Below are 14,245 nucleotides of genomic sequence, written 5' to 3'. Positions count from 1 at the left end.
TCAGAGATCCATGCTACAAAACATGTTCAGACCACATTTATCACAAAGATTGCCGCATTTTTTGGGATAATTCCCCTCTTCTATATTAAAAAGAATCTTTTTAATAGACTTTTCAACTTTTTTATTCGATTTTTCGTCTTTTATACACTCTGGTTCATATACCGATCCATCTTTTAGGAATGCGAAACAAAATCTCTTCAAAGGTTGATCGTATTTTTGCTTGAACAACTCATTAAGAATCCACGCCTGCATATCAAAATGAGAGGTATAAGACTTCCAAAATTGACCCGTCTTGAAATCACCGCCCTCTGATATTTCCGGCTCCCAATGGATATCGAAAATCCCTACCGCCTTTTGCCCGCAGACCTCTCCATAAAAGCGTCCGGGATTTCCTGGATCAGAATATGAGGTCTCACGTATCGGGTTTTTCGGCATAGAGTCCAAGAATTTCTTTCCGTTTTGAAGTAATATCTTCTCGGTTGGGTCATCTGACTCAAATATTCCGTCTGCCAATTTAGAGTGAACCCTACTTCCTAATTCAAGCCACGGGGATTCTGTAGGCTCTTTTAGTTTTAAAATATATTGTAAATAGAATTTTCGGGGGCAGGAGTGATACGTTGTAATTTTACTGGCGGAAACAGAAAACATATTTCTATCTCCCCAAGTTTTCTTGAAGTTTACCTGCGATTAATTTACGCAGCTTCTTTTCGTCTATATCATTTGGAATCCGCATAGTAAGCGTTATCGTCAATCCTTTATCGGGCATAGTTTTAACAATCTCGTCGAGAATTTTTGCGCCACGACCAATAATATTGCTTGGGACAACCGATTGAGCGGGGACATACACAACGCTTATACCATCTTTCCTTGTGTGTAATTTTAAATCCCCTGAAGTTGTATTACTCCAAAGGTCGCCAGTATTATGCTTTTCCTCTCCTCCCCACTTCTCCTTCCTCAGCCAATACAATTGAAGTTGACAGTAGGAAATAATGTCATAAAATTGGTCGGTAATTTCTTTTTCTTTACTGACTATTTCTGAGTCAAAATAACTCTCCGACATAATTTTCAATCTATCAAATTTTCTATAAAGATCTCCAATCATACCCCTCATGCCAAATTCATTATAATATCGATAATAGGAATCCCGGTATTCAGGATATTTCTGTTTGCGGAGCGCGTATAGTTCATTATTAATCGTAGAAATTTCTTTCTCTTGGTTTGTGAAGAGAGACCAATCAAGTTTGGTGGTATCCATATTTTTCGCCATCCTTCTTCTTAAAATAGATTAATTTAGAATTGGATGGGATTGGATATAAAGGTTGCGGTATCTATCTTATTGAATTAATAACTATACCAAAAGTAAAAGACGCATTATCTGCCCCCGCGTCAGTTACGGTATACTTGACCCTAAGAGTATCAGGGAACGGCCCTTGGCCTACGGTGGAAGCGCTCATTGCCGCGTCGGTTGGAGTTATTAACTCACTTTCGGCGGCATATTCTCTATTGAGTACCATGACATATCTCTTAGAGTTCCCATTCCCAAGAATATCTGCGAACCTTCCTATATCATAAAAGTTCGTGCCATCTACGGTTCCTTGGAGCCATACGGCAAGAATATCTCCTACCTCTGTAGCTGCCGCGGTCACGTCTAGTTGGACAATAAGAGATTTTACGTGATCCAAAAGCGCAAATTCTTCAGATACTCCAGAAGATGTCACCGCAGCAGAGCTAATTATAGTTTTAACGCCGCCTTTAATTGGAATTGTCATAAATAATGATTTTTAATTTATTACATATTCTTTGTTTTAAAAAAGTGAATTAAATAAATTGTAATAACATTTATATATCTTAAAAACTAAACTATGTTTCTATGACATCTTGTAAATTTAGGTTCTTTGTGTGTAACAAAGAAAATACCTTTCCTAAAAGTGTAATATTCGCCTCGGATTGCCCTAACAAAATAAAGGAATTTTTAGAAAAAAACAAAGATAAAGACCTGGCGGTTTTTACTACTACTTGGGTCCCATTAAATGTATTTGTCACTCAATGAACTCTTCCCAATTTTTATCAAGCTTTCTTAACATATCGCACAAAATACTGGGTTCTATTTTACCTTCTTCAAATTTATCTATAACTTCCAAAATTTCATTATGTAAAATTTCTTTAGCAACAACTTTTGGATCGCTCAACTCATTTATCATATAATCATCCTTCTCTGTTTTTATAGTTTTTGATGAATTAAATTTTAATACCAATTTTTTAGTTCCATAAGAGGTTGTTCCTTGCCATTCTCCGTTTAATATATTATGTAAATATTCTATTGGTTTAACAATTTCAAATGTAATAGGCTTTACTGGATCATAACTTATGAATCGCCAGGAATCTAACTGGACAAAATCGTCTGGGTTTAATATATAAAGATATCCATATTTATTAAACTCTACAAACCCGTCAACGTTAAATGTTACGGCATGAGACGCGGCAACTTCTTTATACTGAGTGGCATACACTCCGAACAAATTACTTTTTATTTGCCCATTCCTGTCGCGTCCTTGGCGTGGATATACCAATTGTTCAGTATACTCCGTTCTACCGCAATATAAGCAATTTATTTCCGCTTCATAATCCCCTAATTCAATTATCATTTCAACAATTCTTCCCTTACATTGTAATATTGCGAGCCGCATAATCCTTGCATTAACAAAGGAAATTGACTTATATTTTTTGATTGTGTTTTATGAATATGAGAATTTTTTCTTGAATCATAAGCGCTTATTCTTTCTGGAGCAGTACACGCAAGATGTTCGGCATGTCTTTTCGCTTTAATTTTTGAATTTCCAGGGAATATATCACAAAAATGATATAAGTTTAAGTTTAGGGCGTCATATTCGGGTGGAACATTATGAAGAGTAAACCCTTTTCTTGGAAAAGGGTTATGATTTATAGTAAAATGATCGCCTCCCCAGTCAGAGGTAAGACCATCAATATTTCTTACTAATCTCATGGTTCCCATTTTATATGTAGGTTTATTTACATCTGTATCCCACGAAGTTAAATCTACACGAGAGCTACGAATTCCATTACATTTTGTATTGTTTATTATATTTTTTATTAAATTTACATCTTTTTCGTGAAACATTTCGTCGCCCTGGAGTTCAAATATCCAATCAGTATCAACCTTTTTAATTAATACATTCAAAACATCATCTATAGCTTGCCAGCGAACTTTCCCTACGTCTAGAATTTTATATATTTTAATTTGTGGATATAATTCTTTCAACTTAAAAAGGTATTGAAGGGTTCCATCATTTGAGCCTCCGTCGTTTACAAGAATAGAATCACAAAAAGAAAGTGCGGATAAAATAGACTCTACGAACGGATATCCAGCATCAACCGCGTTTCTTATTGTAAAAATTCCGGCAATGTTTGTTTTGGTCATTTATTCACCAGAAATTGTTATTCTCCTGGGCTCAATATAATAATCCTCTAGCGCATCGCACATTCCAATGAATAAATCAGATTTCCATAACATTTGACCGTTTACTAAACTAAATTCGCCTGGAGTTGATAGAATTTCCAGTAATTTTTCGGTAACGTCATGGTCTAATTCATACATTAAATCTATCCACTGTTTAGAATATTTCAAACTTTCTCCGCAGTAATATGAACATGGAACCCAAGGTATAACCCTAAAACCAAAATATCTGAGATGGATAGCATTTTCTCTTACAAGATTGTTTATTTTATAGCAAAAGTTCTTTGATGCTGGGTCCGAATTAGATGCCATCTTAAAAATAGGGTCTTTGTCATCTTTAAAATTCTCATCAAAAAAAGACGAACAACAAGAAGGATACCCCAAAAGATCTCCAATTTTTCTATGATCTGGACTAATTACGGAATCCTTGGTTTTATATAAATCTCTAAACTCTTTTGCGCACTCTAAATTGGTTGAAATCACCCCATAAACAACTGTATCTTTATATATTTTGTCTTCAATTTCTAAATTATGACTGAATCCTTCTACTCTTTTAGATCTAAAAATTGGAACAAAACATAATCCCCTGTTGGTTAATTGTTCCAGTTGCGTATCAAAGTTGGTCGGATCTAGATGAAGCGTTCCAACCTTTCTCTTCCCCGATGCAGTCATCTCAAATTCTGTTCTTGAAAAAAGAATTTGAGCCTTTTTAGAAAACTCGTATAACCAAGAATTCCATTTGGATGGTAAAATAGTTGACATATTATTCTCCCTACCTATTAATATGATTCATATGGTCCCCGTGAGGAGAATTCGCGTGTCCTTTATCATGGCATTCCCCAGACTGTTCACAAAGATGATGCTTGTCGGAGTCTTGAGGGCGTGGACTACTTCCACGAGTTCCACGTTGCATATTTCTTGACCAATTAAAGGGTTCATTTTTTTTATAATTTGGATCGTCTATTGAGAGTACTATATTTGGAAGTATACCCCGCAACTGTTTTTCTAAATACTCAAACACTCCATAAACAGCTTCACAATAGTAAGTTTTTCTTCTAAAATCCCCACCTATACCTTCAGAAGGACACCCTCCTCCACAAACATTAAAATATTTACACCCAGAACACTCGGTTTTTTCTAACATATCGCTTCTAGATGTACTTTTCTTTTCTTTAGATCTTAAATAAACTCCATCTTGTAAACATCGATCACATCTACTAATTTCCCCGTTTCCAAGAACTGTAACACATACCGTAGTAGCGTAGTCACACTTAGAAGACGTAGAACAAGATGCAGTACTGTATCCAAGCAGAGACTCAATATAATCTCTTGTGGGATCAATACTTGGAAGGTTTTCTTCTATTGAGACCCTAGATATTTCAATCCAAGCATTTTTTAATTCATCACAAGATAACATCCATTTTGACAAACGTAAATCAAAAGTAGGCACAAACATGGCATTAAATCTTGCTTCTATTTTATTTTCTCTTATCCAGTTCAATAAAACAGGAAGATTTTCTTTAGACGCATTAGCTTTCGAAAGAACACAAATTGTTCCCCATCTTAATCCTTCGTCTTTTAGTATTTTTAGGTTTTCAATTAATTCGTTTTGGTATTCTCGATTCCGCCCTTCGTTTCTTGGACCCCTCAAAATATTCAACTCTTTTGGGCCGTCTACCGAAACTCCAATCCTCACTTTATATTTTTTAAAAAGTCTCACGTGATCCCTTGTCATTCCCATTAATGATGTTTGAAGTCCACAGATTATGCCGATATCTTCTAGTTCTTTCAAAAAATATTCTAAATCAATTAAAGGAAGAAAACAAATTTCTCCTCCGTGCAAAACAACGGTTGGATCGTGGCCATTATTAGATATCCGATCTTTCCTGATTTCCTCTTTAATTACTACCATCATTTTTTCTTTATCATAATTTTGCTTTTCGTTCGGTTTAGAAAAACAATATTCGCATCCAACTTCGCAAGTTGTTTTTGGATAAATTAAAATTGTAGACATATATGTACATCCTCTCTAAATATAAGTATCTGTGTGATTACAAAAATCAGAAAATGGACTGTTCCCATAATTATTCCAATTATACCAAGGGTCATTATAAAATGGGGTATTCCCGAAAACACCATTATTAAATGGAGTATTTTGATAGTTACTCCAATTATACCAAGGATCGTCTCCGTGAGGATTGTTTGTATGAGGCCTCAAATCTGTATGGGGCGTTGAGTTGATATGAACGTAAGAATTTCCCGAGTTGTTGCTGTGGTTGGAGTGATTATACCAGTTTGTAGTAAAAACATAATTACTCCAACTTGGGGTATCTCCGTGAGGAGAGTTTGTGTAATTACTCCAATTAGAAAACGGAACATTGCCAAATATACCATTATTGAAATTTATATTGTCATGAGGTATATTTGCGTAATTAGAATAGTTGTGATGACTTATATTTTTATAACATCCAGAATTGTCAACAAAATATGATTCCCCACACTCATTAGTATTACTCCAAACATAACAAGTTGTGTTCTGATACGAAAACGGCGGGCGGTAATCTACATAATATCCGGAAACATCACAATGATCAGAATACCCTCCGCAAGCCATAGAAATATGTATTGTGTTTATTGTATATAAAGTTATCGTCAACAACTATTTAATCTAACTGTATTGTAGTTTAAAAATAAAAAATTTTTATCACCTATAAATATTACACTTCTCACAAAGAGAGCCTCGTCTCGTTCCTCCCGCGATTCCTTTGTTAAAAATGTTCCCACAAATATTCTCCCCGGCGAGGTCTCCGCAGCACGTAGTTATGTCTCCGTTCCACAATATTGCTAAATAATGGTTTAGTTCGTGGCAACATTTAGGTGGAGGAGAATAACTGGGCCTCACTAGATTCTCATCGTGGGCATCCGTTATAGTTAATTTATGAAAATTTATAAATGGAATATAACTTACGAAGAAAATATAAACTTGTGAAGAGGTATATGCGCCATATTAGATGGCGCTACGCGAACTCCATAGAGTGAGCGCAAAGCTACTATTTAATCTACTCGTATTGGGTTTAAATTTTGTAGTAAAAAATAGTGCTCATCCACAACCCTTATTTTTAAGGTCTAAATCTTTTTCAGTCCAGACTTCAAATTCAAGGTTGTTCTGTCCGCAATATTCTCTGGCGGCTGCGAACTTGGCGAGGTTTTTTGGATCTAATACTTGATATTCCGATTTTATTTCTATAATCTTTTTCTCGCCAGTCTCATATTCAGCAGAAATATCTGGAAAATAATTATGAACTTTATTCTTTTCGGGATCTGTGTAATTTATAAAAAATTTACAGTTACTATATGTTTTGATGTTTGTATCTGTATCCAAAATTTCCATAGCTCTTTTTTCGTAAGAAGAGGCATAAAATAATGAAGTATTCGTCTTTAAAGAATGATAGACCCCAACTCTTCCTCGCGAAGATCTCCTTTGAAAGTCTTCTACTATTTGATATTTATATTCCAAATAGTCACCCTCAAATTGCTTCTCCCATTGTTTATATTCATCTTTCCTTTGTTCTGCTATTGGACCCTTGCAATAGTGATTTTTAATATATTTAGGAATTCCATTTTGATTATGGCATTTGTTATATATTAGATGTCCTCCACAACCACATTGACATATTAACTCTTGATACATCCAAGATTTTGAACTTGGATTATACTTCAAGTCATATAAAACATTATTAATTTTAATTTTCTTTTCAAACATAAAAATTAACTCCTGTTTTTCTCCTGCTCAACCAAATACTCAAACGCATGACTCACTGAACTAAACTTTTTCGACTTGATTTGTTCCTCAACCCATTCCAGTGTTTCGCGAGATAGAGCAACACTTGTCTTAAATTTATTTATCGACATAATAAATATGAAATACACCTATTACTATATAAAGTTTTTGGTAGTTATAAGTAAATATAAGTAAATATTGTTATTACGGTAAGCGTAGGTAAGATACGGTATTGTCATTTTTGTATAGCTGTGCCCGTTAGTAGCCGCGCGAATTTTAATTTTATCCACCCCCTCCCATAAAATTAATAATATATAATTACTTTTATATTACTCGACTTATTAAATACATTTATTCTATATAAGATATAATAATTATTATATATTTCATATACTTTTAAATTAATTAATATAATTAATCTATTAAACATTATTAAGTATTATAACCATATCTATTTTAATATTTCTTTTCAATAATATGGATTAAATACCTTAATATTAAATATATACATTTATAAATCATAGTGATTTGTTATTATGTTAAGTCGGCAAATACCTACACTATAAGAATATGCTTTTTGCTCCGCGGATCTGCTTACTTATCAGCATAGAAAAGTACTTCAAAAAGCCTTATGGTTCTACTGTATGCTATTCGCTACATATCGATATATCAAGCCAATTGACTAGGTTTAATATGATTAACCATATTATAAACTTATACATCTATATTATCTTATCAATCAATTCATTACTTTTCAATCCTTATTATCTATCATATCTTTATATACTTAAACGCAAAGTATTTACAATATTATAATGTCTATATACATTTCACATTCATAAATACATTTTTAATATATAAAATGTATCACCACATATATAAATCTTATATATTTTATAAACATTAGCGTTTAATATCATAAATCGTTATTAAGCTGTTCAATCCCAGGATTTATATATAAATATTTCAAAGTTAAATTATATTATTAATTATTAAAAATTCTCAATGTACATATTAGTACATCGCGACGCAAGTTTAATTGATTTAAGATCATAAAACTCCATGTTTATAATGATTAATAGTTATGTATAAAACATTATTAATAAATGTAATAATATATTAATCAAATTATCTCCTCAGAAATCAGTCTTAAAAAGTGCGTCGATATCAGCGGACTTACATCACGAAAAGTATAAATATAAACCCAAATGAATAGTGATGAGGTATTTTTATATAAATGATCTTATGAACAAAAATACGAAAAAACACATACAGTAGACGTGTATTTACTTCAGTTGAATTTTATTAAGTTCATCATCATAAGATGATTTAAATATAAATAGCAGGAGAACCTTATGTTTTTACCTATGGTGTAAAGTGTAAAAATTATTAAAGAATTACCTAACACTTTGCGGAGCGATTAAAAAAGTGCTATATTTATAAAAATACGCAAATACTCCTTTTTTTTTTGATCACTATTCATTTATGTTTATAATAATAAAAAGAATTTTAATAATGATTAATCATGATAGATTTTTCCATCATTTGATCTGTCGCGGCACGTTAAAAGTTTTATTATTGTTGTGTCTTTTTTTTAATCTGCAAATTTTAGACAGTTCGAAGGCTCCTGTTATTTATATTAAATTCATCTTATGATGATGTATACTTCATTAAAAACTTAATCGTTATAAATGTCTTCCATCGCTGATTTTAGCCATAAAAACAAAAAGAGTGTTTAGAGTATCACTATTCTTTAAAGTTTATAATTATAACTTTAGTTATCAGTAGAATTATTATATACTTTACTTATACTATTTATATATACTTAAAGTAAAAAATAGGGTAATAGTATAATAATACATATATATAAATATAGGTAGAATAATAATAGAGAATATAAAGATAAGAGTAGGGGAAAAAAGGCCTTAAAAAAACACGATTATTTTGAGTTTTGGACAACTACTATTTAATCTAACGTTTATTTTATACATTAATTACCTATTAACCTTCATTTATCCAACAAATTGTAAAAATACGCCAAAATCGGGTATTTTTATTCAACCATTTTTATTTATGGGTAGGCAACATCTGCCGGCTTTCTACTATATAAACCCTTCGGTAAAAGTCATAATCATTACCAATCTCATAATTATAAACATATTATTATATTGTAATCTTCATATAGACCTTATTAATTTTTATACTTCTATATAACCATTTATATCTAAATCCACCAATTCTAATCACTCAAATATTTATATATAATTATCAGTAGATTTTTCTTACAATAAAAACATCAATATTTAAGGTTTTTACTGATATTTATATAAATCCTTAATAATTATTATAAACCTTCATTCTTTAATACCTTAAGTTTTATAATTATATTATTATAAAGGAACACTTCTATCGACCTGTATTTATATATATCGTTACAATATTTATATTAATATAGAAGAATCCTTATAAAAGAATTAAGTATATAAACTTTTCGGTTACTCTTCAAGTCTTACACTATGCTACTAAATCAATGTTTTGTACTACGTTTTACATACAAACCCATATTCTAAACAAAATCAGTATCAAGAGAGCCTTCGCACAATGGCCATATCTAATTTATAATAATCCTGGACTCACTCACATATCTCTTTATTATCTCGAAGTCTTATTTTAAACCTAGCGAATTAGTTTCATACATTATTATTAATCTGCCTACTAGGCAGTATATAAACTTATGTAAAGTCCTACTGATAATTATATATTAAACTTATAACCTTAATAAGATCAATTTAGATCAAAAGACAAAATCAATATGATAACCTTCTATAATCTTCCATACTTATCTAGAATGACCAAATTTAAGACTTTACCTTTAAATGCTACTAATTTATCACTATATTTTTAAGTAGGCTTAAAATCGATTCTACGTGGTCATAAACTGCGTATATTATATAAATATCAGTAAAGCCTTATCTTATACATTCCTTCGGAATATACTATTCGAATTAAATAATCATAATTCTATTTGTTGCTTAATTTATATATTTCCGGCGCATTATGCTATTTTGTTCGTATAAACTTCTCTTTTTGTTTAGGCTCGCTTCGGCTCAGAAATGAGCCTTGTGAATCCGATATTCAAACCTATTTTTCACTAAAAAGATCAAAGTAATATCTGAGCTCGCGCGAGATAAACCAATAATCCATTAGATCTACGTTTTGTTTTGCGGCGTGTCTTCTCATATCGATTTTGTATCTCAAAAAGGATAAATCAAACCTTTCGCGGCGTTATATGACTTTTAGAGCTCAAAAAGGATAAGTCTTATTTTGTTTATAGCTCTACTGATATTTATATTTCGCAAATTAGTTTATTTTGTATTTATAAGGTGTAGTCTTAACTAAAAAAGTATAAATACTACTAAAGCATAGTAGAGTATAGAGCAAACCTACAGAGAAGGGCTAATAACCGGTAATTGTGGCGAGGTTGCCACGAATTCCCTTATACTGAAATAAGAGAAAAAGATTAAGGGAAAACCCAACCTCGGATTACTAAAAAACGCGACGGTAAAGAGTTAAGTTTTTGCTCTATTGTCGCGAGAAACGAAAAACAGCAAACCGCCACGAACCTTTTTAAATCGCCGTGGGGAGCTAAGGATAAAGGGCTTAACATTTCCGGCTCTTTATACTGACAGCCGAGGAGTTTTTTAATCCGAGGTGCGGGAATACTACTTATCCCTTATGAATAGACTTGCGACCAAGAACAAAAATTATTTTCTCTAAATCTCGGGCCTTAATTAGATCGTTAAGAATTCCATTAAGAGATTTAGATAAAAAGTACTAAATTATTATGATATCTTTAAACAAAACCCAATAATAGCAGTAATAAATTAAGGAGCGATACAAAATGGACGAATTCGATATAGATGATATAATTGTTTTGTTAAAGATACTCGGAATTTTAGCGTATGTTACAATTTTTATTATCCTACTCTACTATGCATTAGGAGACATTTATTATTAGGAGGTATAATGTTCGAAGTTTTGTTAAATGCGGCAACCCTAGCGATGGGGATAATTTCGTTGGCTGAAGCAACTAAAAACGAAAACGAAATCGACTACATTATATTGGCGATTGGATTGCTTGATGTACTGGTTTATGTTATGCTTTCTTGATAGAAGGAGGTCTTAATATGGATAATCTAATAAAAAATTTGATTTTGTCTGCGGTGATTGGAGTGGAACTTTATATAATATATTTAATGGTTTCTTGATAGAAGGAGGTCTTAATATGGAAGAAGTTTTGTTAAATGCGGCAACCCTAGCGATGGGGATAATTTTGTTGGCTGAAGCAACTAAAAACGAAAACGAAATCGACTACATTACATTGGCGATTGGATTGCTTGATGTACTGGTTTATGTTATGCTTTCTTGATAGAAGGAGGTCTTAATATGGAAGATGATATAATTGTTTTGTTAAAGATCACAGCAATTTTTATATATCTTGTTACATATTTCGTGTATTTGGCATTAGGAGACATTTATTATTAAAAGGAGTGATAATATGGAAGATAGGAGATTTGTAATTTATTAATTCTTTTGTCTCTTATTTAAAGGAGTGATTTAAAAATGCAAAATTTAATCAAATACTATAAAAGCATTTCAATGCTTGAATTCGTATATTGCATAGCCGGAATAGCTCTATTAATTGTATATCCTACAATTTGTTTAATATATACTTTTGGAGGAATTGAATAAATGTCCGAAAATACTATTAAATCTGTAATCGTTATGATTTTTGTGATTATTTTATATTTTCAATTTGTAAAATTAGGATTGATTTAAAATGTCTCATGGCCAACAACGAAAATATAACCGTCGCGTCGCCGCGGCTAAAAGAGCAGTTGAAGAGAAACACGGGAATTTTAATGTATATGAAAAACCGACGCAAATAAAAAGAATCTTCTCTATATTTGTGCCACAAAAAGAAATAAACCATAATGTAAAGGTGATAACATTAAAACCAGTATATTTAGTTTAGAAAACAATCTAATTTATATTTTAACTTATATTTTTGGCATTATAATGATTATTTATTGCTAAGATAATTATATTGCTTATAATTATTTTGAACCATAAGATAAAATATCTTATGGAATAATAATTAGTTTAATATAAAAAGAAGTGATATTAAAATGGTTCTATCTGAAAAGTTTAAAACTGAAATGTTAGACAACGACGCAAAATTAATAGAATTTTATGAGAAGCTAGATATAGAAATGGAGGAATTAAAAGAAAAAGGACATTCAAGTATTTATAACAATATATTTACTTTTTATAATGAAATGTCCATTAAAATAGAAGATCACGATTTATGCTTATGTTATTTTTATTGGGCAGATTACAATAATTTAGAACAAATTCATATTTATGATCCTTGGACGTGCAAAAGTTTTCAACATGATTTAAATTAATTAGGAGTAATAGAAATATGTCTATAAATAAAAGAATTCTAAACAATATTGCCGATGTAATGCGATTTAGACAAAAAAGAGAAAAAGAGGAATTTTTAGAACAATATAAAAATACGATTATTTTCGATTCATTAGATATGAATAATTTAATTGATACTATATATCAGTCTTTATTATTAGATTTTTCTTTAGCTTCTAATGAAGAACTTGATAATATAATATCAATTCTATTAGATGATATGGATCAATTTGATATGACCGAATTAAATAGAATTCTATTAATTGATGAGGAGGAATGAAAACATATAATATCAATTCTATTAGATGATATGGATCAATTTGATATGACCGAATTAAATGGAATTCTATTAATTGATGAGGAGGAATGAAAACATATGATATCAAAAGATGAAATGCTGCAAGAAGAATTTTATTTAAATCTTCAAAATACATTAGACAAATTTGAGAAGATACTATTAAAAGATGGATATATAATCAAAGATGACGGTTTGTTTTATAGATCTTATAATTATATAAGTGACGATTATTCTTATAGATCTATAATTCAAGTTCAAATTATGAACTATTATCCTAATCGATCAGAGTTAAATAAAAATTGGCCATATTTAGACTTAACTCAAATAGAGTCCGATTTAGATAATGATGAAATATTTATATCGGATGGATATACTACAGATTATGATAATGAGAAAACCGTAAAAGAAATAGAGAAGGAATTAATAGAAATAGATAAATCTGCCGAAATTGAAATAGCTAAACATTTAGATCTACCAACTATTTATATTAGAAAAGGTTATAAATATGAGGATAAGGATTCAATCGGAGCCAAAAAGATAGAAACAGATATATTATATACAGATAAATTTAATGAAGCTGGCTTTCAATATGGACAACCTTCAAAAAGTTATGTGATAACTTCAATTCTTCATAGTAATATATCATTACATGAATTAATTAAAGAATTGAATACTGGTGATTTAATAAATCTGTATAAGAAAATGAATACTGAAGAGGATTGATTTAAATGTATAAATACCTAATAATTTTAATGCTCCTTTTAGGAGCAACAGCAACAGCAACAGCGAACCAAATATATGAAGATAGTATCTTATGGGTTTATAATTCCACCTGCATAGAAACAAGTAATTATCTTTATTTGTTTATTAATATAGGAGAATTAGACCTGGAATTATTCGATTCATACGACAATAGAAATATAACCGTAAAAGAGGTTAAGCAATTAGGACCTAAATCAGTACTAGCTAATATCTATTTGGAGCCTTTACCATCTAAATCTGTTTTGTGTTGTTGCTTCGATTAAACCTAGATATGAAAAGAAATATTTATATTTTTCTTTATAATAGAAAGTTTATAAGAAGGAGATTAAATAATATGTCCGACAGATTTAAAAAATATGTCATAGAACCAAGAAATAGCGACGGCACATTAAACGTAAAACATTATAATTCTAGAGAGCCACAAAGTTTTATAACTGGTATA

13 protein-coding genes are annotated in these 14,245 nt (G+C 30.8%); 5 read left to right on the top strand and 8 right to left on the bottom strand.

The annotated features are described in order from the left end of the window. From M0R80_04250 to M0R80_04215, 8 genes are all read right to left on the bottom strand, one after another. On the bottom strand, nt 1-648 hold the full coding sequence (locus M0R80_04250) for a PD-(D/E)XK nuclease family protein (GenBank protein MCK9458828.1): 648 nt from the start codon (nt 646-648) through the stop codon (nt 1-3). A 4-nt stretch (nt 649-652) separates the two neighbouring features. Next, nucleotides 653-1,255, bottom strand: a complete 603-nt coding sequence (locus M0R80_04245; GenBank protein ID MCK9458827.1) for a hypothetical protein — start codon at nt 1,253-1,255, stop codon at nt 653-655. A 73-nt stretch (nt 1,256-1,328) separates the two neighbouring features. Next, nucleotides 1,329-1,769, bottom strand: coding sequence for a hypothetical protein (locus M0R80_04240; protein ID MCK9458826.1), 441 nt, complete (start codon nt 1,767-1,769; stop codon nt 1,329-1,331). A gap of 270 nt (nt 1,770-2,039) precedes the next feature. Further along, on the bottom strand, nt 2,040-2,645 hold the full coding sequence (locus M0R80_04235; GenBank protein MCK9458825.1) for a hypothetical protein: 606 nt from the start codon (nt 2,643-2,645) through the stop codon (nt 2,040-2,042). Continuing rightward, nucleotides 2,642-3,439, bottom strand: a complete 798-nt coding sequence (locus M0R80_04230) for a glycosyltransferase (protein ID MCK9458824.1) — start codon at nt 3,437-3,439, stop codon at nt 2,642-2,644. The genes M0R80_04235 and M0R80_04230 overlap by 4 nt, the downstream gene beginning before the upstream one ends. Beyond that, nucleotides 3,440-4,237, bottom strand: coding sequence for a hypothetical protein (locus M0R80_04225; GenBank protein MCK9458823.1), 798 nt, complete (start codon nt 4,235-4,237; stop codon nt 3,440-3,442). It lies immediately after the preceding gene. Nucleotides 4,238-4,247: 10 nt separating this feature from the next. Further along, a complete protein-coding gene (locus tag M0R80_04220; GenBank protein MCK9458822.1) occupies nt 4,248-5,489 on the bottom strand; it encodes a radical SAM protein in 1,242 nt (413 codons plus the stop codon). Between the two features lie 1,086 nt (nt 5,490-6,575). Further along, nucleotides 6,576-7,238, bottom strand: a complete 663-nt coding sequence (locus M0R80_04215) for a TnsA endonuclease N-terminal domain-containing protein (protein MCK9458821.1) — start codon at nt 7,236-7,238, stop codon at nt 6,576-6,578. Nucleotides 7,239-11,282: 4,044 nt separating this feature from the next. Between M0R80_04215 and M0R80_04210 the strand changes: the two genes are divergently transcribed. From M0R80_04210 to M0R80_04190, 5 genes are all read left to right on the top strand, one after another. Next, entirely contained in the window at nt 11,283-11,426 is a 144-nt protein-coding gene (locus M0R80_04210) for a hypothetical protein (protein ID MCK9458820.1), read from the top strand. 115 nt (nt 11,427-11,541) lie between these two features. Continuing rightward, complete coding sequence (locus M0R80_04205) at nt 11,542-11,685, top strand: hypothetical protein (GenBank protein ID MCK9458819.1); 144 nt, start codon at nt 11,542-11,544, stop codon at nt 11,683-11,685. 790 nt (nt 11,686-12,475) lie between these two features. Then, the gene (locus M0R80_04200; protein ID MCK9458818.1) at nt 12,476-12,724 is read left to right on the top strand and encodes a hypothetical protein; all 249 of its coding nucleotides are present in this window, start codon (nt 12,476-12,478) and stop codon (nt 12,722-12,724) included. A 17-nt stretch (nt 12,725-12,741) separates the two neighbouring features. Continuing rightward, a complete protein-coding gene (locus M0R80_04195; protein ID MCK9458817.1) occupies nt 12,742-13,023 on the top strand; it encodes a hypothetical protein in 282 nt (93 codons plus the stop codon). 96 nt (nt 13,024-13,119) lie between these two features. Beyond that, nucleotides 13,120-13,764: a hypothetical protein gene (locus M0R80_04190; protein MCK9458816.1), complete on the top strand. Its 645-nt coding sequence runs from the start codon at nt 13,120-13,122 to the stop codon at nt 13,762-13,764. The last annotated feature ends 481 nt before the right edge of the window (nt 13,765-14,245 follow it).

It is taken from the genome of Pseudomonadota bacterium, assembly GCA_023229365.1.
Classification (GTDB): domain Bacteria; phylum Myxococcota_A; class Polyangia; order JAAYKL01; family JAAYKL01; genus JALNZK01.
Note: the sequence above shows the minus strand (reverse complement) of the source record. Positions and strands in the feature narration are given on the sequence as shown.